Here is a 21,753-nt window from a genome sequence, read left to right as displayed (position 1 = left end):
AAAATCCGGCAATCATGAAGAGAATGCGAAGAAAGGCGTGAGGAATTGCAAAAGTTTATGAATTTAAAGCGAATCTGGCAGAAATAATGGAGAGGTGTGCGGGGGAGTGTAAGGGGAACTACAGGAAAGCGGAAGCAAAACTCCCGCCTGTTTTCGCTGAATTTAATCGACGTCAGATCGGCAGCGCCTGAGTTTGTTCGCCCTCTTCAATCAGCATCAACCCGGCGCGCAGGCCAGCAGCGACATTGGGATTAGGAAACAGAACATACTCGCGCGCCTGCTGAACGTAATAACGGGTCTCACCGTCCTCCGCCAGCAGCGTGCCCTGCGGAAACGCGGTGAAGTTCAGCGTTTCCGGTGACATATGAAGCTGGAAATGTTCACTCAGCCGGGTAATCTGCTGCGCCACCCGATAGTGACGCGGTGTGGAGGTCGCCGGTGGCAGCGCATCGCCATACAGCAAGGCCGCCAGCGCCTGCTGTGTCGCGCTGAACTGCGTGAGATCGTTCGCGCCAAACGGCAGCGCTTTCCCCAGCTCCAGCGTACAGCTGGCCGCGCCAAAGTGTTCGCAGCTAAAATGGGTAAAGGTACCGCCCGGCGAACGGTGGAATACCAGCGCTTCCAGACCGGCCGCTGCCAGCCAGTCGAGAAACTCAGACGGCCACGGACGTTCATTGTGCGGCATCACGCCAAAGCGCGGATGATAGGAACCGCGAATCGCGGTGTGCATATCGAGGTGCCAGCGTGTCTCGTCGCATTCGCCCACCTGCCAGAAGGTTTCCAGTGTCTGCTCCAGCCGCAACACGCGACGGGCTTCGTCGCCGTCATCAATCTGCTGCCAGCGGCCGCCAAACAGCCGGTTAATATCATAGCGAACGTAGCGTTTGCCGGTGCGTAGCGCCGAGGGATTGCCGAGGATCACCAGCATCCGCTGCTGCAGCGGCTTCTCGCCCCGCAACAGCGGATTAATCACCTGGTTGAGAATTTCGACCGGCGCGGTTTCATTACCATGAATACCGGCTGACAATACCAGCGCCTGTTTAACCTGCACCGTCGGTTCCATTAACAGGATGCCGTGATACAACCACTGCCAGCGAAGATGCGCCGTTTCACCACTACGCTTACGCGGCGCCTCGCCGGACAGCGTTTGCTGTAAAAAGTCCTGCATCGTTCCTCCTTTGAGCCTGAAGCGAGCGGCAGCCGCTGCTGCCACGCCCTTCACTGCTGAAATGCATACACATTTCCTAAGTCTAGCAGCTTCGTTAATTCATCCAGCGCTTCACGTCCTTCGCGCAGTAACTGCGGATCGACCAGATCGGCCTGGGTCAGGCGATCACGATAGTGGCGATCAACCCATTGATTCAGCCGGGCAAACAGCCGATCGTTCATTATCACGGCAGGATTCACTGCCTGCTGCTCCTGGGGCGTCAGCACCACCCGCAAACGCAGACAGGCTGGCCCGCCTCCGTTATACATGCTTTCACGCAGATCAAACACCTTCAATGCCTTGAGCGGGCCATCGCTCTCCACCTGTTCGCACAAATAGTCCCAGACGCCCGTGTGCTGACGCGACTCTTCCGGCAGCACCAGCAGCATACTGCCGTCAGGCTGGCTCAGCAGCTGGCTGTTGAACAGATAGGTATTAACCGCGTCTTTCACCGATACCCGATTTTCCGGCACTTCCAGCGCCACGAATCCCGGCACCCGCGCCTGAAGCCGGGCCAGTAAAGCAGGCTGGTCGACAAATGCCTGCTGGTGACAAAACAGCATGTGCTGATTACTCACGGCTATGACGTCATTGTGAAACACGCCCTGATCGATAACGGCCGGGTTTTGCTGCGCAAATATCACCTGATCGGACGAGAGCTGATGCAGGCGCGCCACCGCTTCACTGGCTTCGCGCGTCTGTCGGGCCGGGTAACGCTGCGGCGCCCTGCCTTCATGGCTGCTGTCACGACCATAAACAAACAGCTGCACTCCCGGCTCACCGTAAGCGCCGCCGAGCCGGTTATGGTTGGCCGCCCCCTCATCGCCAAACATCGCCACCTGCGGCAAGGCATCATGCACGCTAAAGTGGCGACTATCGCGGAAGATGGCGCGCAACAGTAACGCGGTCTCCGGCGCTTCCATCGCCCGATGAAATTTATTGTTAAGGTTAGCCACAGTCAGATGGACCCGGCCATCGCCACTGTCAGCCGACGGCGAGACCGTGGCTGCATTCGCCACCCACATTGCTGAAGCGGAACTGGCGGCCGAGAGTAAACCCGGTGCGGTTTTACCGGCGTGGGCCAGCACCTGTTCATCGCTGCCGCTGAAGCCTAACTGTCGCAACGCGCCGATGTTGGGCCGCTCATGCGGCGGAATGACGCCCTGCAGATAGCCCATATCCGCCAGCGCTTTCATCTTCAGCAGACCCTGCTTCGCCGCCAGCCGGGGATTCGACGGCTGCAGCTGATTGCGGGTCGAAGCCTCATTCCCAAACGACAGCCCGGCGTAATGGTGGGTTAAGCCCACCAGTCCATCAAAGTTTGCTTCCACGGCACTCATTTCGCCGCTCCCTGAGGTGAAAAATCGAGCCCCGGCGACAGTGTGGCAGGCAGAGTGAGATCCGCCGTCTCCAGCGAGGCCATCGGCCAGGCGCAATAATCGGCGGCGTACCAGGCGCTGGCGCGATGGTTACCTGACGCACCAATGCCGCCAAACGGTGCAGTGCTGGCCGCTCCGGTCAGCGGTTTATTCCAGTTAACGATACCCGCTCTCGCCTCAAGCAATAGCTGTTCAAACTGCGCGCGGGATGGCGAAATCAGCCCGCACGACAGACCGTAGCGCGTCTGATTGGCCAGCCGGATAGCCTGATCGTAATTGTCATAGCGAATCACACCCAGCAGCGGACCAAACACCTCTTCATCCGCCACGCCCGCGACATCGGTTAAATCGATGATGCCGGGTGTCAGCAGTGCGCTGTGGCGATCCGGCCAGCGCATCGCCAGCAGCACCTTGCCGCCCGCCGTCACGCGCTGTTGCCATTCACCGAAAATCTTTTCCGCCGCGCCGGTCGAAATAACGCTGCCCATAAACGGCTGCGGCTCAGCGTTCCAGGCACCCGGCTGCAAGCGAGCCGCGACCTCCACCAGACGGTGTAGAAACGCATCGCCCGCTGCGCCGCGTTTCACCAGCAGGCGACGGGCACAGGTGCAGCGCTGACCGGCGGTAATGAACGCCGACTGCAACGCAATGTGCACCGCGGCGTCAATATCGGCCGGGTCTTCAACAATCAGCGCATTGTTGCCGCCCATCTCCAGCGCCAGCATCTTTTCAGGCTGCCCGGCAAACTGGCGGTGCAACTGATAGCCGGTATGCGCGCTGCCGGTAAACAGCAGACCATCTATCTGGCTATCCGCCGCCAGCGCCTGACCGGTTTCCCGGCCGCCCTGCAGCAGCGCCAGCACACCGGCTGGCAGACCAGCCGCCAGCCAGAGCTGCACGGTTTTCTCAGCCGTCAGCGGCGTTAGCTCGCTGGGTTTGAATACCACGCAGTTACCAGCCAGCAGCGCCGGAACAATGTGGCCGTTCGGCAGATGGCCGGGGAAATTATAGGGACCAAACACCGCCAGCACGCCGTGCGGACGATGGCGCAGGCTGCTCTCGCCTTCCGCCTGTTCGCCGGTTCGGCTGTGATACGCCTTCACCGAAATGGCAATTTTATTGATCATCGCGCCGACTTCAGTCAGCGCCTCCCAGCGTGGCTTGCCGGTTTCGCGGGCGATGGTTTCCGCCAGCTCAGCTTTGTTTGCCTCCAGCTGTGCGGCAAACTTTTCTACCGTCGCCTGACGCTCGGCAAACGGACGTCTGGCCCAGTCGGGAAAGGCCGCGCGTGCCGCCTCACAGGCGACGCTGACCTGGGCTGGCGAGGCTGCCACACCCTGCCACAGCGTGTCGCCACTCACCGGGTCAGTTTTGACCAGAGCCTCTGCTTCGCCGCGCAGCCATTGTCCATTAATCAGGTGGGTCATGTTTTTTTCTCCTCACTGCAAAGCGGTACGACGCGCAGGCTATCACCCGGCTGGCAGTGCAGCGCCCGCATCTGTTCATCCGTCAGGTGCACGCAGTCACTGTCAGCCCTGGCCGGTATCAGTGCCACGCGGAACTGGCGATAATTGTTGTTAGCGACCAGACACAGCGGCGCATCGTGGCGATTTTCGCCCCGTTCAGCGCAGCGCAGGCGGCTTTTGCGTACCGCCCGGATGCGATCAATGTCGCACTCCAGCGTCGGGCCGCCGTCAAAGATGTCGACATAGTTGAGGTAGCGGAAACCTTCCGCCTCCAGCACGGCGCGGGCTGGCGCAGTTTTGGGATGCACCTGGCCAATCACCGCCTGTGCCTCTGGCGACAGATAGTGGATATAAAGGGGATGTTTTGGCATCAGCTCGGCGATAAAGGATTTCTGACCGGTACCGCTCAGGAAGTCCGCTTTGCTGAACTCCATCGAGAAGAACCGGCTGCCCACGCTCTCCCAGAACGGCGAATGCCCCTGCTCATCGCTGACGCCACGCATCTCTGCCACCACCCGATCCATGAAGCGCTCGCGGAAGTTGGCCATAAACAGAAAACGCGACTTCGACAGCAGATAGCCGTTTTTGCCGTCGCGGTAGTCCGGGTCGAGAAACAGCGTACACAGCTCACTGCTGCCGGTATGGTCATTACTCAGCGACAGCGTAGGCAGCGCGGCATAGACATTCAGCTCTTTAGAGGCGTGTACCTGGGTACCGACCCGGAAGTTATACCAGGGGTCCTGCAGGCCGACCGCCACTTCGATGGCGCAAATGCCCACGGCACGATTGTCCTCACTGTCGGCCAGCACAAACACGTAGCCCTGCTCAGCGCGCGGCAGCGTATCCTGCCAGGTTTGCAGCGATCGATCGATACGCGCCTGCAACGTGGCGCTATCTACCGGCAGCGAGGTCAGCCCGCCGCCGGTTTTACCGGCCAGCGCCAGCAGCTGGCTCAGGTCGTCGCGTTCAACCGGACGGATCACCATCATGATGCGGACCCTCGTACCAGGCTTTCACACACCTCGGCGAAGCGCGCCATGCCCAGCTTCACCTCCTGCTCACTGATGTTGAGCGCCGGCGCGAAACGCACCACACTGGCTCCGGCAATCAGCACCATCACGCCCATTTCAGCCGCCGCGAGATTGATCTGCTTCGCTTTGCCGGCGAAATCGTCACTCAGAACCGCACCAATCAGCAGACCCAGACCGCGCACCTCTTTAAACAGATGCAGCCGTTGATTGATCTCATTAAGTGCCGCGACGATCCACTGGTGACGCTCGGTCACGCCCGCCATCAGGGCCGGTTGATTGATCAGCTCCATCACTTTTCCCGCCACCGCGCCGGCCAGCGGGTTGCCGCCGTAGGTGGTGCCGTGCGTACCGACGCCCATCACCAGGGCGAGATCTTCACGCGTCAGCATCGCCCCAATCGGGAAGCCGCCGCCGAGCGCTTTCGCGCTGGTCAGCACGTCTGGCGTCACGCCGTAGTGCATATAGGCGTAAAGCGAACCGGTGCGGCCAACGCCGCTTTGCACTTCGTCAAAAATCAGCACAGCGTTGTGCTTATCGCACAGTTCACGCAGGCCACGCAGAAAGGACGGTTCAGCCGGTACCACGCCGCCTTCGCCCTGAATCGGTTCGACGATCACGGCACAGGTATTGTCGTTAATCAGTGCGGCTGCGGCGGCCAGATCGTTGAACGGCGCATGCTGGATATCTGGCGGCAACGGCGCAAAATCTTTTGAATAGGCGGGCTGACCGCCAGCCGAAACGGTAAACAGCGTGCGACCGTGAAAGGCATTATTAAAGGCAACAATACCGCTTTTAGCCGTGCCAAAGCGATCGTGCGCCACTTTGCGCGCCAGCTTCAGCGCGGCTTCGTTCGCCTCAGCACCGGAGTTACAGAAGAACACCCGGTCAGCAAAGGTGGCGTCGATCAGCTGCTTAGCCAGACGCAGAATCGGCTCATTGGTGTAACCGTTGCCGGTATGCCATAAACGTGCGGCTTGTTCCTGCAACGCCTGCTGTAATGCCGGATGCGCATGGCCTAACGCATTGACGGCAATGCCACCGGCGAAATCGATATAATCCTTGCCGTTCTGATCCCAGACGGTTGACCCTTCAGCGCGAACCGGCACAAAGGTGGCGGGCGCATACACCGGCATCATCCATTGATCGAAATCGTGACGCGAAACCTGCAGTGACATAACCGACTCTCCTGCTTACCCGGCTGGGTAAATCTTTTGTTTTAAAATTGTTAAAGGATGTTGTGAAGCAGCCCTACTGTAGAGTGCAGATAGCGTGCCAGCCAAGTAGATTAATGCATAAAATCGTCTTCCAAACGGATTATCAATAAGTTAGGCACTGACAATATTCACTTATTTTGCATATATAGTGAATAATTGTCTTATCGCAGCGGCAAGGCCGGGTTTTAATCAGCAGAATTATGCATTTATGGCAGGAAATATCGCTTTTGTGATCGCTGATAAATTATCTGTCCAAAAAAGGTCGCCCCCCGCTCCGTTATGGCGCAAAACGCTTCATAACGGTGCAGTCGAAGGGATTGAGCAGGGGTAGTGTCAGACCAGAGGGGACAGATAGACGCGCTTTTCTATTAACGCCTGAGTATTACGCGCTGATGATAACGTTGCCGGGACAGTATGCTACAGCGCCACACCCGAAACGCCGACCGGTGCCATCAGGTCGTAACGCTCATCCGGTGACGGTGGGTCTATCGCCATCGGCGGCTGGATTTTCAGGGTGATCCAGTTTGAGGTCACGCGCTGCTGCTTGTTGTCTTCCAGCGTGACTGACAGCCGGTATTCGTTGCTGGCGCCTGGTGAATCATCCCACTGCGGTAAAATGACGCTCCAGCCCTGCGGATCGGCGTTATCGGCGGGCGGCGTCAGGCTCAGCGCCTGGGTATCGCCCTGCCAGCTGACCGCTTTAATCGGATTGCTGGCACGCACCTGTAGCTTGAGCGGCAGACTTTCACCGGCGTTCAATTGCCACGGCGGCGTTGCGAGGAACACGGACAGGGTTTTGCGCTGGCGGAATGAGAGCACCGGCGTATCGCTGCGGGTCACGATATCGTAACGACTGCCGCGCAGCGAGTGCGCTTCGGCAACGTTACTGGCATCCAGCTGGCGGCTCAGCGCCACACCGAAGCGGTAATTGAGCTTCAGGCCGAGCTGATCCTGGCTTTCTCCGGCACTGCTGGTTTTATGGGTCGCCGACAGGGTCACCAGCGGCACCGGCGTATAGGAGAGGCCAAACGCCATCGCGGAGGGATTATGGTAGCGGTTGCCGCTGTTAAACAGATCGACATTTTCGCCCAGATATTGCTGGTAACTCACCGAGACGCCAAGCTGACGATAGAACGGCAGATAGCTCTGGCTGGTGATGTCATAGCCGCGCGCCATGCGCTGCTGCTGGGTATCACCGAGATTTTTCCAGCCTGACAGCGGCATATAGTAGTTGGCGGACAGGCGCAGATTGTCGCTCCAGGCCTCGGTACCCAGCGAGGCACGCTGCAGGCCGCTGCTGAAAATACGATCGACAAAACCGTTGTAGCCCAGCAGCCAGTTGCCTGCGTCCCAGCGTTGCCCCAGCCCGGCGTTTCCCACCAGACCGTCTCCGGTGTCGTGTATTCCCAGCTGGCTGAAGGTGAGCAGGCTGTTCTCATCGGCCAGCGCACTGAACAGATCGCCACCGGTGCCGGTAAAGTTACCGTTCATGTCCACCATCAGATCGAGCTGTGCTGTGCCGTAAGGGGAAAGCAGTGACTGCCCTTCGCTCTCCACCCGATCGGCCACCTCATCACGCAGATGATTAAATGCCCAGACGCCAGCCTGCTGACCAAAGGAGACGTCACTGTCACTGTTGTTACTCGCTTCACCAATACTTTTGGCAATCGCCGCCAGCTTTTTGCTCCACTCTTCATCCTGCTCAGCGCTGCTGCCCAGCGTCGGCAGCGCGTCCAGCGACTGACGATAACGAGCAGGATCGTCAAATGGCGTCCCGGACACCCGTGTTTCGGTCTGGAGCGCGTGAGCGGTCTGCACAGTCAGCAGTACCGGTGCGATCAAAGAAAGAATCACTGTTTTTCGTATCATGTCACCAGGCATTCGGATTAAGGTTCAGCGGCAGCGGATGAAAAATAACGTGCCTTTACCTTAACATATTGTGACGGCGATACAGGACAGAGGTGGCAAATTGTGTATATGCCAGAAAAATCTGACGCAAAAAAAGGCCTGCCGCAGCAAGCCTGGTGTGAATGCGCACCATCAGGAGAAGATCAACCCGCCATCAACATTAATCGTCTGGCCGGTGATGTAACGCGCATCATCAGATGCCAGAAAGGCCACCAGACCGGCGACATCCTCAGGCTGACCGGCGCGTTTCAGTGGAATATTTTGCACCCACTCCGCCATCAGTTCGCCTTTCGCATAGGTTTTCTGATCGGTACTGAGAATTTCTCCCCAGACGCGGTCGTTGTAATCCCACATCTCACTCTCAATAATGCCGGGACAGAAAGCGTTGACCGTGATGTGCCAGGGTGCCAGTTCCAGCGCCAGGCTCTGAGTAATGCCAATCACCCCCATTTTGCTGGCGGCGTAGTGCGGCGTGTAGATAAAGCCCTGCCGGCCCTGTCCCGATGAGGTATTGATCAGACTGCCGCTGCGCTGCTTTACCATATACTTCGCCGCTTCGCGACAGCAGAGCCAGACGCCGGTGGTATTTACCGCCAGCACCTTCTCAAAATCACTTTTCGGCATCGTATCGAAGCGATCGATGGTGATCACGCCGGCATTCTGGATCGAGACATCGATCTGGCCAAAGCGATCGGCAGCCTGCTGGTAGAGCTGCTGCACCGCAGCCTCATCGGTGACATCCACCTGTAGCGCCAGAATCTCACTGCCATAGTGCTGCTGTAACTGCTCAGCGGTGGCGAAGACGCGGTCGGCATTGGACACCATGACCAGCTTCGCGCCGTCGCGGGCAAAGCGGGCTGCAATCCCGGCACCAATGCCGCGACAGGCACCGGTGATCACCACTGTTTTTCCACTAAAATCGCGGGTCATAAACACTCCTGTTAGTTGTGACGAATATCAGAGAGCGGTGCCGCCTGTAACTTCTTTTCATGGCGACGTAGCAGCACCACTTTGCTTTGCAGACGCTGCTGGAACTGGTCAATGACGACCGCGGTGACAATCACCAGCCCTTTAATCACCATCTGCCAGAAATCGCTGACGCCCATCATCACCATGCCGTCGGCCAGAAAGACAATCACGAAGGCGCCAATAATCGAACCGGAAACCCGTCCGCGCCCGCCCGCCAGCGCCGTGCCGCCCAGCACCGTGGCGCCAATCGCGTCCATTTCAAACATGTTGCCGGTCATCGGATGCGCCGTCTGCAGCTGAGAGGCCACCACCAGCCCGACCAGGCCGGCACACAGACCAGAGAAAGCGTAGACAAATACTTTGACTTTGATGATCGGTACGCCCGCCAGCCGGGCCGCGGATTCATTACCGCCTGTAGCGTAGATGTAGCGCCCGAGCGGCGTTTTGCGCGTCAGGTAGAGCCCGAGCAACAGAAAACCGATCATCAGCCAGATCGGGATATAAACCCCCAGCACCGTGCCGGAGCCAAGCAGCGCAAAACCGGTATTGCCGAGCGGCGGCAGCCCGACCAGATTGGCGTAGGTGCTGCCATCGTTGAACAGCAATGCCGCGCCTCGCGCCACGTACATCATGCCAAGGGTACAGATAAAGGGTGCCACGCCCAGCCGGGTAATCACCGTGCCGTTGATGAACCCCACCAGCACGCCAAAGATCGCCACCACCAGAATCACTTCGGGCACGTTAAGGAACAACGTATTCCCGCCCCACAACGGCACGCCGTTAGTAAGCAGTGCGCCCGCCACCATGCCGCAGATGCCTGCCACCGCCCCCACTGAAAGATCGATACCGCCGGTGAGGATCACCAGCGTCATACCAATCGCCAGCAGGCCAGTGATCGCCACATGCTGGGTCATAATCAGCAGATTGGACGGTGTCAGAAAGTTCGGCACCATCACGCTGAAAAAGCCGACCACAATCAGCAGCGCAATAAAGGTGCGCGCCTTGAGCAGGTACATATAGAGCAGATATTTTTGGTTCATGACGTTCTCCGGCCAGCTTAGGGCCTGGCCCACCAGGCGTAATTGTTGCAGGCAGTCTGGACACGGACAGCGCGGTACAAACAGGCGTACACGCAGTACGTGAGAGCCCAGGTTCAGACTGACAAATAAAATAGCCTGATGGACCAGGCTCTTAATCCTGCGGGGTTGATGCCGCAATCAGTTGTTCTCGCGTTGCCACCGCACGTGGTAAATCGGCGGTAATCCGGCCATCGGCCATCACTAAAATGCGGTCTGCCAGCGCCATCACCTCATCCAGTTCCGATGAGGAGAACATCACCGCCAGCCCCTGTTGCGCCAGATTGCCAATCAGATGGTAAACATCGGTTTTTGCGCCGACGTCGATCCCGCGCGTTGGCTCATCCAGTAGCACCACCTTTGGACCGGTCATCAGCGCTTTACCCAGCACCACTTTTTGCTGGTTGCCGCCGCTCAGTGCGGTGATCGGCAGTTCAGCGTCGCTGACCTTGATCGACAGATGTCCAATCATCTCATTCACCCGCTGATTCTCCTGAGCTGGCCTGAGCAGCCGCAGCGCGTGGCGAAAACCGCGCAGGCTGAGGTCAGAGAGCGTCATGTTGGCGGTAATCGACATCAGTTCCACCACGCCTTCCCCTTTGCGGTCTTCCGGCACCAGCGCGATACCGCTTTTTAACCGCTGCTGGAAGCTGCGTTTCGCCAGATCTTTACCCGCCAGTTGCACCTGACCTGACTGACACGGCATCAGGCCAATCAGTCCCTTAAACAGTTCGGTGCGCCCGGCACCCAGCAATCCGTAAATGCCAATCACTTCGCCTTTGCGCAGGGTAAACGTCACGTCATTCAGGGTGTAACCGCCGTTCTGGTGCAGGGCGGTTAAGCCGTCAACCTGCAATACCGTTTCCCCCTGCGGGGCCGCCTGGTAATCGAACTGCTTCTTCTTGTCACCCACCATCTGGGCGATAATCCACGGCACGCTCGCCTCACGCACGTCGCGTTCACTGATAAACTGTCCATCGCGGAAGATGGTGATGTGATCGCCAATCTCCATCAGCTCCTCCAGCCGGTGCGAGATATAGATGATGGTGACGCCCCGCCGCTTGAGCTGATCGATCACGTTAAACAGCACTTTCACTTCGGACTGACTCAGCGCGCTGGTCGGCTCATCCATGATCAAAACCCGGGTGTCCTTGGAGAGTGCGCGGGCAATCTCCACCAGCTGCTGATGACCGATGCCCAGCTCACCGAGTGGCGAATAGGGGTCAACATCCAGCTCCAGCCGTTCCAGCAGCGACTTTGCCAGCGCATACTGATATTTTTCGTTGATCACGCCGCGCTGGAAAAACTCGTTAGCAATAAAGATGTTGTCCATCACGTTCATGTTGGGGAACAGGTTCAGCTCCTGAAAGATGATACTGATGCCCTGCTTCTCTGCCTGATGGGTGGAGTTAAGCGATACCACCTTACCGTCCAGCAGAATCTCGCCGGATGAAGGCGTTTCGACCCCTGCCAGCATCTTCATCATGGTTGATTTGCCGGCACCGTTTTCGCCAATCAGCACGTTGACTTTATTGCGATAAACCCGGTAGTTAACCTGATCGAGCGCCGTAACGCCGGGATAGAGACGCGACACGTTGCGGGTTTCGATGATCACATCGCTGCTCTGCTGCGGTTGAAGATCTTGCATCTTCCGCTCCTTATTGCCGGCTGATCGCCGCCGGGGTGATATCCGGCAGCGACTGCGGGATATCCCAGCTGCTGAACACGCCGACGACCGTCACCTTATCGCCCACGCCCGGCTTGAATTTCTGCATCAGGCTGGCTGCCTGCTGATTAATCGCTTTGCCGTAATCACCAAACAGCACCTGATCGTTAAAGTCCTGATAGCTGGCGCCCTTATAGGCATCACGCAGCGCGGTGCCACGGATGATCGGCCCGGCCTGAATCGTGACAGTGTCACCTGATTCATCTCTGACACTCATCTTGCCACTGCGGGAAGTGGTGTTTAGCGTGGTAACCTCACCGCGTACCGTCACGCTAAATACACACGGGTTTTCCGCCTGGCTGCGATAGCCATAGGATTGGCAGGCGCTGTCAAAATCTTTCGCTGACTGCAGCGACTTCATTAACACCGCCAGCGGTTTCGCCTCGGCCGTCAGCTGTGGTACCAGTTTTTGCTGCCAGACCTGATCGATATTGGCCATCTGTGGATTGGGGGGATTTTTCAGCTCGGCCAGCTGTTGCTGCGACACAATTCGGCAGCCGCTCAGCAGCAGGACCCCCAGCGTCAGCCAGACTCTTCCGGACATCTTATTCTCCCTGGCGCCCGCTCAGGCAGGCGCGGCAGCGGTGAGTGAATTACGATTTGAAGTTGAAATCCTGTACGCCGCTGGCGTTATCTGGCGTTATCAGGATGCCGCGGAACATCACCCGCTGTTTCTCCGGTTTCGCCCCTTTCTGGATATAATTGTCGAGGTCGGTCACGCCCTGCGCCGCAATCGCCTGCGCCTGTAACATCACCGTGGCTTTCAGGGTGCCGGCCTTCACCGCATCCCGTTCGTCATTGCTGCCATCGATTCCCACCACAATCACATCGTTGCGTCCGGCGGCTTTCAGGGCAGCAATGGCCCCCAGTGCCACCGGTCCATTACCGCAAATCACCCCTTTCACATCCGGGTGCGCCTGCAGAATACTGTCCATGATCCGCTTGCCGTCGATCAGCGTCCCTTTGGCATCCTGACGCGCCACGCTCTGCATATCGCTGTACTGATCCAGCACCTGATGGAACGATTTGGAGCGCGTCACGCAGTTATTGTCGGCCAGGTTACAGGTCAGCTCGGCGTACTTGCCCTTCTCACCCATTTTCTCGACAAACACGTTGGCCACGTCAGAACCGGCCTGGAAGTTATTGTGGGTAATCTGCGCCAGCGCCACGTCATCCACCGGAATTTCACGGTTGATCAACACCACCGGAATACCGGCATCTTTGGCTTTTTTGATCGCCGCCACACTGGCGGTGGAGTCAGCGTTATCCAGTACGATGCCCTGCACTTTTTTACCGATAGCGGCGTCGATCAGTTCGCTCTGCTTCTTCACATCTTCGCCGTGCGACAGCACCGAAGTTTTGTAGCCCAGCGCCTGCGCTTTGAGGTTGGCGCCTTTGGCTTCGGAGGCGTAATAGGGGTTATCGAGTGAGTTAACCAGAATCATAATGGTGCCTTTCTCGACGGCGAATGCCGCATGCGAAACCAGACAGGCGGCCACAGCGGTGCACAGCAGGGTACGGTTTTTCATGATGTTCTCTCTTATCGTTATCACTGGATGGTGATTCCCGGGTGTCAAAGCAGCCTTACCAGATGGTAAATCCGCCATCGATCATCAAATCTGCGCCGGTGATCATGTCGCTGCCGTTGCTGGCAAAAAACAGCACCGCGGCGGCAATCTCATCGGTATAAGCAAAGCGGCCTAACGGAATCAGTTTCTTCATCTGCTCGCCCTTTTCGCCGCGCCAGGCTTTTTCGCCCATTGGCGTCAGCACCACGGTGGGTGAAAGGGTATTGACGTTGATGCGGTGCGGCGCAAACTCCTTCGCCATCACCTTCGTCATGCCGAGCAGTCCCGCTTTGGCTGAGGTGTAAGCGACGTGGTTATCAATGGCGATTGAGGCCGCCTGCGAGGCGATATTGATAATTTTTCCGCCGTTCCCCGCCGCGATCATCAGGCGCGCTGCGGCCTGTGAACAGAGAAAAGGGCCAGTGAGATTGACGGCGATCTGCTTCTGCCACTCGGCAAAATCGGTCTCGATCACCGGCTGTAACATCACATACCCGGCACAGTTCACCAGAATATCGATGCGGCCGTAGTGGGCGATAACCTGGTCAAAGGCCGTCGCAACGGAAGCGGGGTCAGTGACATCACAGCAGACAAAACGCACCCGATCGGCGGCAAACTCCGCCTCAAGGCTGGCCACCTTGTCCGCCTCGAACGGCGGATAGAGCAGCGCCAGACGTGCGCCTTTCTCCAGCAACATGCCATTGGTGGCCATCGCGATGCCACCGAGACCGCCGGTCACCACCGCAACTTTGTCAGCCAGATTCAGCGCGGTATCCACGCCGTAGCGCAGGTTTACGTCATATTCACCACTCATCCCACTTATCCCCTCAGTTTTTTGCTGATGCTACAGACACAATCATTTTCGAACAAAAATATAAGCTATCGAAAAGAAATGATATGTGGGGCAGATCAAATTTCGACCATCTGCCTGCTGACAGGGATTATCTTATTGAAAAGACGTGATCTGGCTTGCAATGCGGAAATAAAAGTGCTGAATCGCATTAGTGAAAAGGCGGATGATTCAACGACCTGTCGGTTGTTAACTTTCGTTCGAAAATGAATGTCGTTACGGGCTATCTCGCATTCATAAAAACGTCGCGTTAAACTCTGCGACAGATCCTTCTTCGCCTGAACACCCCTGCGATTGGAAAAGGGAGCATTTCGATTGAAAAGCAAAAGTGAGCAGTTAGCTGATATGCAGCAACGCCGCGAAAAAATTCTGGAGATGATTCGCGAGGATGGCACCGTCACGGTCAAAGCCCTGACCGAGACCTTTGGCCTGACCGAAGCCACCTTGCGCAGCGATCTGCGAATGCTGCAAAAACAGGGCTTTGTCCAGCGCTACCACGGGGGTGCTACCCTGATGACTGGCAAACAGAATACCGGGGCGATGCTGCTTGAGCGGCAAACCCATCTGGAAGAGAAAGAGGCGATTGGCCGACTGGCAGCCCAGCATATCGAAAATGGCGACACGGTGATTTTCGATTCCGGTACCACCACCACCGCCATCACCGACGCCATGACGCATATCCGCCGGTTGTCGGTGGTCACCACGGCAGTGAATATCGCACTAAAACTGGGCGGCGAACCCGGCATTAATATTCTGCTGACCGGCGGCACCTTTAAGTTTCCGACGCTGTCGACATCCGGCGAGAAAGCAGCCAGCTTTTTCGAAAATGTGTTAGCCGAAAAACTCTTTCTGGCGACCGCCTGCATCTCACCGCGCCTCGGCCTGAGCTTTCCAAGCGAAACGGACATTAAGGTCAAGCTGGCAATGATCCGCTCCGCCAGTACGGTGTATGTGGTGGCCGATTCCAGCAAGATTGATAAAGTGTCGATGTTTGCGCTGCCCTGTGACTGGAGCAATATCCACTATCTGATTACCGATAGCGGCATCAGCCCGGCGCAGGTCAGGGCTTTCGAAACGTTGGGTGTCAAGGTGCTGGTGGCACCGCTGCCGATGAAGCGGGCAATGTAACCGACAATAGCGTCGGCGGGGGTCATCAGAACGACATGTGGTGCGTCTGTGTTGAGATCACGACGCTGAACGTCAGAAGCAGGCACTGACTGATTACTGCACCTGGCTCACAGCCCGCTCATTGCACGATTACTACCCGCCGCACCTGACAACTTACCCGCTCCGCACCATTACAGCCAGCTTGCCTCTCCGCCCTTTACCTGAAACGCACACTCCAGCCAATCGGGCAGTCAGTGCCTGCCCGAAGAGCAAGGTGTGCGAGCCAGGGATGGCGAGCCCAATCCGCAGGGAAGCGGGATCCCCTTGCGATCGGGCAGGCACTGACTGACCACTGCACCTGACTTACAGCCCGCTCACTCGCACGGTTGCAATCCCTCGCACCGGCGCACCCGCCTCCCTGACCTCAACACGCGGCAACGCGCGCCAGCGCACCCACCTGCAAATCAGCACGGTAATAACGCACCACCTCACCGACCAGCAACAGCGACGGCGACACCGGCTTCTCCTGAGCTACCGTCTGTGCCAGCCCGGCCAGCGTGGTAATCAACACCCGCTGATCCGGCCGGGTGCCGTTCTCAATGATCGCCACCGGCGTCTCTGCATCACGCCCCTGAGCCTGCAGTTGCGCACTGATCGAGGCACTCCAGCTCAGGCCCATATAAAACACCAGTGTCTGATTGCCCGCCGCCACGGCGGCGGCATCGAGTTGCGGCTCCCCGCTACGCCCGTGCCCGGTAATCAGCCGCAACGACTGCGCACAATCACGGTGCGTCAACGGAATACCGCTGGCCGCCGCACAGCCGACCGCAGCAGTAATCCCCGGCACCACTTCACAACGAATCCCGGCCTGCTGCAGACTCACCATCTCCTCTCCGCCACGACCAAAAATAAAGGGATCGCCGCCTTTCAGCCGGATAACATCCCGGCCACTGCATGCCAGATCGATCAGCAACTGATTGATCTGCGCCTGTTTCAGACCGTGCTGCCCAGGCTGCTTACCAACATCAATACACAAGGCGCTCTCCGGCACTTCCGCCATCACCGCCTCGCTCACCAGCCGGTCATAGACCACCACCTCAGCGCAATGCAGTAACCGCAACGCTTTCACCGTCAGCAACTCAACATCACCCGGCCCGGCACCGACTAACCACACTGCACCCTGCTGCGGAACAACGCCCTGTGGCGTCAGTAATTTATCCAGCGATTCAATGGCCAGCGTCATGATTCCTCCGTTACCGATTCGGAAAGCAACAGCTGTTTCAGTTCCGGAATGCAGGAACCGCACTGCGTGCCGCATTTAAGCCTCTCACCCAGCGCCTGGGTCGTCCTGCAACCCTGCGCCACCGCCTGCAAAATGGCCTGTTCGCCAACCGCCATGCAACTGCAGATAATCCGCCCCGCCGCCTGGCCCTGCGCGGCCTGACCTGCCAGTAACCGGTGCCGCCGAAACGCATCCGGCGGCGCAGCCTGAAACGCGGCAGCGACTAAATCGTGATCGACATCCGGCAACCTGGCCCCGGCATAAAACGCCCGTTGCAGCACGCCATCGCGCCATGCCAGCACCCGATAATCACTGCCGCTGCCGCCCGCGACCTGCAACTGACACCCGGTGAGATCATTATGCGCAGCCAGCCAGGCTTCCGGCGCGCCCTCGCCCGCGACCACATAGCGCTGCACCCCGGCGTAGGGTGAGCGCGCCCAGTAACGTAATCCCGCTGGCGACGTCACCGCGGGCTGCCATAACCAGCCCTGCCAGCTCACCGGCAACGGCATAATCCGCACCGGCGTCTGTTTCAGCGCCGGTTGCTGTGAAAACGGGCAGCCTCGTGCGGCGACCAACATATCGACATGGCTCTGCTGACTGAACTGACGGTTCCAGTGCATCGGCACAAACAGCTCTCCGCACCGCAGGCCGCGATCAATCGTCACCCGGGCGCTGATCCAGCCCGCAACCGACTGCACCCGCGCCAGCGCCCCTGCCGTTAACCCATAACGGGCCGCATCGGCCGGATGAAGCGCCACAAAGGGTTCGTCACAATGCTGCATCAGCCGCGGCACCAGCCCGGTACGGGTCATGGTATGCCACTGATCGCGCACCCGTCCGGTATTCATCAGTAACGGATAAGCCGCCTCGCGTGACATCACCGCGGGCGTTGCCGGCACCCACAGTCGCGCCTTACCATCAGGATGATAAAATCGCCGATCGCGAAACAATCGGGCGCAACCCTCGGGATGTTCAGCGTTCACCGGCCACTGAACCGGACGCAACGCATCCCAGCCAGCATCACTTAACTGCGCCAGCGCGCTGATATCAAACGCTCGCCGACCGCCGTTCTCAAAGCCCGACAGCGCCGCGTGTTCACGAAAAATCGCCGCCGGATGCTGCCAGTCAAATCCATCAAAACCTAAACGCCGGGCCACCTGGGCCAGCAACCACCAGTCGGGACGGGCATCGCCAGGCGCGGCGGCAAAGGCGCGCTGACGCGAAATCCGCCGTTCGGAATTGGTCACGGTGCCATTTTTCTCGCCCCAGCCCTGGGCCGGTAGCAGGATGTCAGCAAACGCACTGGTATCGGTGTGCGCCATGATGTCCGACACAATCACCAGCGGACAGGCCGCCAGCGCCTGCGCCACCCGATTGCCCTCAGGCATCGACACCGCCGGATTGGTGCCCATAATCCAGACTGCTTTCACCTCGCCGCGCGCAATAGCCTGGAACAGATCCACCGCCGTCAGACCAGGCTGACGGGCAATGGTCGGACTGCGCCAGAAACGCTGCAGCCGATCACAGTCAGCCGGGTCAAATCCCATGTGCGCCGCCAGCTGATTGGCCAGCCCACCCACTTCACGGCCGCCCATCGCATTTGGCTGTCCGGTCAGCGAAAACGGGCCGCAGCCTGTCCGGCCGATTTTGCCGCTTAACAGGTGTGCATTGAGAATCGCCTGGTTGTTATCACTGCCGGTCACCGACTGATTAATCCCCATGCACCACAGCGTCAGTACCCGATCGGTGCCACTGAACAGCGTAAAAAACGCCGTGACCTGCTGGAGTGTCAGATCGCACTGCGCGGCGACGTGCGCAACCTCCCACGGCTCTGCTGCCGCCAGGGTCTCTTCCACGCCGCTCAGATGGGGCAGCATCGTCTGATCGATGCCGCCCTGCGTTGCCAGCCAGCGCAGCAGACCGGAAAACAGCAGCGTATCGCTGCCAGGACGCAGCGGCAGATGCAGATCGGCCAGATCGCAACTGGCGGTGCGGCGCGGATCGATCACCACCATCCGCATTTCCGGGCGCTGCTGCTTCGCCTGTGCCAGCCGCTGCCAGATCACCGGATGCGCCCAGGCAGCATTGGAACCGACCAGCACCACCAGATCGGCCTGCTCCAGATCCTCATAACAGCAGGGCACCGCATCCGCACCGAACGCCCGCTTATAGCCCATCACCGCCGACGCCATACAGAGCCGCGAATTGGTATCGATATTGGCGGCGCCGATATAGCCCTTCATCAGCTTATTGGCGACGTAGTAATCCTCGGTCAGCAGCTGGCCGGAGCCATAAAACGCCACCGCCTGCGGACCATAACGATCCATCACTTCTCTTAATCCCTCTGCCGCGGCATCCAGCGCTGCGTCGAGCGTCACTGGCTGGCCGTTGACCTGCGCGGTCAGCAACCGTCCCTGTGGCGTCAGCGTCTCGCCTAACGCTGTGCCCTTAACGCACAGCCGCCCGGCGTTGGCCGGATGCTGGGGATCGCCCGTCACCTGCGCCCGATGATTGTCCTGCGGCGTGACGCAGACGCCACAGCCGACGCCGCAATAGGGACAGGTGGTCTTCATGATGCCTGCGCCAGCTGATTAATCGGGCGATTGGCCAGCCAGATCTGCCCCGCTTCCAGCTTCACCGGCCAGCAGCGTAACTGATGCTGCGGATTATCCAGACTCTGACCGTCCCGCAGACGCACACGCTGCTTGTAGAGTGGCGAAATCACCACAGGCTCACCGCCAACATCACCGAGGATACCGCGCGATAACACGCTGGCTTCGCTGCCCGGTTCGCGATCTTCCAGCGCATAAAGCGCCTCGCCAAAGCGGAACAGGGCGATACGCTCGCTGCCCAGCCGCGCCCCGATACCCGCCTGCTGTGGCACCGCATCAAGGGCGCAGACCGCGCTCCAGGGCTCAGCGGGCAGTTGCAGCACCGGCCGGGATGTCGCTTCATCCGGCTGGCGCTGGCCGCGTACCCGGCTGTAATACAGACTCTCATCCGGTTGATCGCTGTTGACCGTCGGAGTAAACAGCGCAAGGCGTGACGCATCGGCCAGCGTGGTCTGCCATTCGCACTGGTAAGCCTCCACCACCTGCTGCATCTCCTGCTCCAGGGTGGCGGCCAGACCGAGGCTATCGTCGATCACCACCTGACGCAGATAGTCGAGTCCGCCCTCCAGGTTATCCAGCCAGACGCTGGTACGCTGCAGACGATCGGCGGTACGGATATAAAACATCAGCAGTCGATCGACATAACGCAGCAAGGTGGCGTCGTCGAGATCGCTGGCGAACAGATCGGCGTGACGCGGCTTCATGCCGCCATTGCCGCAGACGTAGAGGTTCCAGCCCTTGTCGGTGGCGATCACCCCGATATCTTTGCTCTGTGCTTCGGCACACTCACGGGTGCAGCCGGAAACCGCCATCTTGATCTTGTGCGGGGCGCGCAGGCCCTTGTAACGATTCTCCAGCGCGATGGCGAATGCCGTCGAATCCTGTACGCCGTAGCGGCACCAGGTCGAGCCGACGCAGGACTTCACGGTGCGCAGCGATTTGCCGTAGGCGTGGCCGGTTTCAAAGCCGGCATCCAGCAGCGTCTGCCAGATAGCGGGAAGCTGTTCGAGCCGCGCCCCGAACAGATCGATGCGCTGCCCGCCGGTAATTTTGGTGTAGAGATCGTAACGCGCCGCCACTTCACCAATGGCAATCAGGCCTTGCGGAGTGATCTCACCGGCTGGCACGCGCGGCACCACCGAATAAGTGCCATCTTTCTGGATGTTGGCGAAGTAGCGATCGTTGGTGTCCTGCAGCGGCAGATGCGCCGGTTGCAGCAGATAATCGTTCCAGCAGGAGGCCAGTAACGAGGCCACCAGCGGTTTACACACTTCACAGCCGTGGCCTTTGCCGTGCGCCGCCAGCAGATCGTCGAAGGTTCTGATCCCTTCCACCCGAATCAGGTGATAAAGCGCTTGCCGCGACCAGGGGAAGTGCTCGCAGATATCCGTCTTCACCTCGACGCCGAGGTTCGACAGCTGGTATTCCATCACCTGTTTCACCAGCGCGGAACAACCGCCGCAGCCGGTGGCGGCTTTGGTGCAGCTTTTAATGCTGCTCATCTCACTGCAGCCACTTTTCACTGCGGCGCAGATATCGCCTTTGCTGACGTTATGACAGGAGCAGACCTGAGCACTGTCGGGCAGCGCGGCTACGCCGGGTGCTTTCGCCGGTGCGCCCGTCAGCTGCGGCAGGATCAGACTCTCTGGCGCGGCAGGCAGCGGCAACGCATTCAGCATCATCTGCAGCAGCGTGGCGTAATCGCTGCTGTCACCCACCAGCACGCCGCCCAGCAACCGACTGCCGTCGGCAGAAATCACGATTTTTTTGTAAATGCCCTTTGGACCGTCCGTCCAGTGATAACTCTGGCAGCCCGGGGACCGCCCCTGTGCATCACCAAACGAGGCCACCTCGACGCCCAGCAGCTTGAGCTTCGTGCTCATGTCTGCACCGCTGAACGCACTGGGTTCTGCCGCCAGATGGCCCGCCAGCACCCGTGCCATCTGATAGCCAGGTGCCACCAGACCAAAAATCTGCCCGTTCCACAGCGCGCATTCGCCGATGGCGTGGACCGCTTCATCGCTGGTCTGGCAATGATCGTTAATCTCAATACCGCCGCGCGGACCGAGCATCAGCCCGGCATCACGCGCCAGTTCATCACGCGGTCGGATGCCCGCCGAGAACAGCACCAGATCGCTGTGCAGGCTGCTGCCATCGGCAAAGTGCAGCAGCACGCTACCGTCAGCCCGGGTCTCAATCTGCTCTGTCTGTTTTGCGGTATGTACCGTCACGCCGAGCGCCTCGATCTTCTGACGCAGCATTAACGCGCCGCCCTCATCCAGCTGCACCGCCATCAGGCGCGGCGCAAACTCCACCACGTGGGTTTCCAGCCCCAGTTGCCGCAGCGCATTCGCT

At 59.0% G+C, this 21,753-nt stretch carries 16 protein-coding genes; 1 reads left to right on the top strand and 15 read right to left on the bottom strand.

All coding sequences use genetic code 11. The annotated features are described in order from the left end of the window. Positions 1-172: 172 nt before the first annotated feature. The 12 genes from astE to HA41_RS07685 form a co-directional block, all read right to left on the bottom strand. Positions 173-1,168, bottom strand: coding sequence for a succinylglutamate desuccinylase (gene astE / locus HA41_RS07740; protein WP_094120283.1), 996 nt, complete (start codon positions 1,166-1,168; stop codon positions 173-175). Between the two features lie 50 nt (positions 1,169-1,218). Then, the gene (gene astB, locus HA41_RS07735; protein ID WP_094120282.1) at positions 1,219-2,547 is read right to left on the bottom strand and encodes an N-succinylarginine dihydrolase; all 1,329 of its coding nucleotides are present in this window, start codon (positions 2,545-2,547) and stop codon (positions 1,219-1,221) included. Beyond that, the gene (astD, locus tag HA41_RS07730; protein ID WP_094120281.1) at positions 2,544-4,013 is read right to left on the bottom strand and encodes a succinylglutamate-semialdehyde dehydrogenase; all 1,470 of its coding nucleotides are present in this window, start codon (positions 4,011-4,013) and stop codon (positions 2,544-2,546) included. The genes astB and astD overlap by 4 nt, the downstream gene beginning before the upstream one ends. Then, entirely contained in the window at positions 4,010-5,041 is a 1,032-nt protein-coding gene (gene astA, locus HA41_RS07725; RefSeq protein ID WP_094120280.1) for an arginine N-succinyltransferase, read from the bottom strand. Before astA ends, astD begins: the two co-directional genes overlap by 4 nt. Beyond that, complete coding sequence (locus tag HA41_RS07720) at positions 5,038-6,258, bottom strand: aspartate aminotransferase family protein (protein WP_094120279.1); 1,221 nt, start codon at positions 6,256-6,258, stop codon at positions 5,038-5,040. Before HA41_RS07720 ends, astA begins: the two co-directional genes overlap by 4 nt. A gap of 456 nt (positions 6,259-6,714) precedes the next feature. Next, a complete protein-coding gene (locus tag HA41_RS07715) occupies positions 6,715-8,166 on the bottom strand; it encodes a YchO/YchP family invasin (RefSeq protein ID WP_143807284.1) in 1,452 nt (483 codons plus the stop codon). Positions 8,167-8,337: 171 nt separating this feature from the next. Continuing rightward, complete coding sequence (locus HA41_RS07710; protein ID WP_094120277.1) at positions 8,338-9,135, bottom strand: glucose 1-dehydrogenase; 798 nt, start codon at positions 9,133-9,135, stop codon at positions 8,338-8,340. 11 nt (positions 9,136-9,146) lie between these two features. Next, positions 9,147-10,214, bottom strand: a complete 1,068-nt coding sequence (locus tag HA41_RS07705) for an ABC transporter permease (protein WP_094120276.1) — start codon at positions 10,212-10,214, stop codon at positions 9,147-9,149. 151 nt (positions 10,215-10,365) lie between these two features. Beyond that, complete coding sequence (locus HA41_RS07700; protein WP_094120275.1) at positions 10,366-11,898, bottom strand: sugar ABC transporter ATP-binding protein; 1,533 nt, start codon at positions 11,896-11,898, stop codon at positions 10,366-10,368. 10 nt (positions 11,899-11,908) lie between these two features. Next, positions 11,909-12,520, bottom strand: coding sequence for a DUF2291 family protein (locus HA41_RS07695; RefSeq protein WP_094120274.1), 612 nt, complete (start codon positions 12,518-12,520; stop codon positions 11,909-11,911). Between the two features lie 49 nt (positions 12,521-12,569). Further along, on the bottom strand, positions 12,570-13,505 hold the full coding sequence (locus HA41_RS07690; RefSeq protein ID WP_094120273.1) for a D-ribose ABC transporter substrate-binding protein: 936 nt from the start codon (positions 13,503-13,505) through the stop codon (positions 12,570-12,572). Positions 13,506-13,560: 55 nt separating this feature from the next. Further along, positions 13,561-14,358, bottom strand: a complete 798-nt coding sequence (locus tag HA41_RS07685) for a GolD/DthD family dehydrogenase (protein ID WP_094120272.1) — start codon at positions 14,356-14,358, stop codon at positions 13,561-13,563. 351 nt (positions 14,359-14,709) lie between these two features. Here HA41_RS07685 and HA41_RS07680 point away from each other — a divergent pair, with 351 nt between their 5' ends. Beyond that, complete coding sequence (locus tag HA41_RS07680; protein WP_094120271.1) at positions 14,710-15,522, top strand: DeoR/GlpR family DNA-binding transcription regulator; 813 nt, start codon at positions 14,710-14,712, stop codon at positions 15,520-15,522. 403 nt (positions 15,523-15,925) lie between these two features. On the opposite strand, the gene cobA is transcribed toward HA41_RS07680, so the two are convergent. The 3 genes from cobA to nirB all read right to left on the bottom strand — a co-directional run. After that, complete coding sequence (gene cobA, locus HA41_RS07675; protein ID WP_094120270.1) at positions 15,926-16,744, bottom strand: uroporphyrinogen-III C-methyltransferase; 819 nt, start codon at positions 16,742-16,744, stop codon at positions 15,926-15,928. Continuing rightward, positions 16,741-19,359, bottom strand: coding sequence for a nitrate reductase (locus HA41_RS07670; RefSeq protein WP_094120269.1), 2,619 nt, complete (start codon positions 19,357-19,359; stop codon positions 16,741-16,743). The genes cobA and HA41_RS07670 overlap by 4 nt, the downstream gene beginning before the upstream one ends. Further along, positions 19,356-21,753 (bottom strand): nitrite reductase large subunit NirB (gene nirB, locus HA41_RS07665; protein WP_094120268.1); only part of this gene is annotated, 2,398 nt, incomplete at its 5' end. The genes nirB and HA41_RS07670, both read right to left, overlap by 4 nt.

The organism is Pantoea conspicua (assembly GCF_002095315.1).
Taxonomy (GTDB): Bacteria; Pseudomonadota; Gammaproteobacteria; order Enterobacterales; family Enterobacteriaceae; genus Pantoea; species Pantoea conspicua.
This window is presented reverse-complemented; position numbering and strand designations above follow the sequence as displayed.

Excerpts from the sequence above, each read along its gene's own strand:
- astE (WP_094120283.1), bottom strand. The coding sequence starts at position 1,168 with ATGCAGGACTTTTTACAGCAAACGCTGTCCGGCGAGGCGCCGCGTAAG.
- astB (WP_094120282.1), bottom strand. The coding sequence starts at position 2,547 with ATGAGTGCCGTGGAAGCAAACTTTGATGGACTGGTGGGCTTAACCCAC.
- astD (WP_094120281.1), bottom strand. The coding sequence starts at position 4,013 with ATGACCCACCTGATTAATGGACAATGGCTGCGCGGCGAAGCAGAGGCT.
- astA (WP_094120280.1), bottom strand. The coding sequence starts at position 5,041 with ATGATGGTGATCCGTCCGGTTGAACGCGACGACCTGAGCCAGCTGCTG.
- HA41_RS07720 (WP_094120279.1), bottom strand. The coding sequence starts at position 6,258 with ATGTCACTGCAGGTTTCGCGTCACGATTTCGATCAATGGATGATGCCG.
- HA41_RS07715 (WP_143807284.1), bottom strand. The coding sequence starts at position 8,166 with ATGATACGAAAAACAGTGATTCTTTCTTTGATCGCACCGGTACTGCTG.
- HA41_RS07710 (WP_094120277.1), bottom strand. The coding sequence starts at position 9,135 with ATGACCCGCGATTTTAGTGGAAAAACAGTGGTGATCACCGGTGCCTGT.
- HA41_RS07705 (WP_094120276.1), bottom strand. The coding sequence starts at position 10,214 with ATGAACCAAAAATATCTGCTCTATATGTACCTGCTCAAGGCGCGCACC.
- HA41_RS07700 (WP_094120275.1), bottom strand. The coding sequence starts at position 11,898 with ATGCAAGATCTTCAACCGCAGCAGAGCAGCGATGTGATCATCGAAACC.
- HA41_RS07695 (WP_094120274.1), bottom strand. The coding sequence starts at position 12,520 with ATGTCCGGAAGAGTCTGGCTGACGCTGGGGGTCCTGCTGCTGAGCGGC.
- HA41_RS07690 (WP_094120273.1), bottom strand. The coding sequence starts at position 13,505 with ATGAAAAACCGTACCCTGCTGTGCACCGCTGTGGCCGCCTGTCTGGTT.
- HA41_RS07685 (WP_094120272.1), bottom strand. The coding sequence starts at position 14,358 with ATGAGTGGTGAATATGACGTAAACCTGCGCTACGGCGTGGATACCGCG.
- cobA (WP_094120270.1), bottom strand. The coding sequence starts at position 16,744 with ATGACGCTGGCCATTGAATCGCTGGATAAATTACTGACGCCACAGGGC.
- HA41_RS07670 (WP_094120269.1), bottom strand. The coding sequence starts at position 19,359 with ATGAAGACCACCTGTCCCTATTGCGGCGTCGGCTGTGGCGTCTGCGTC.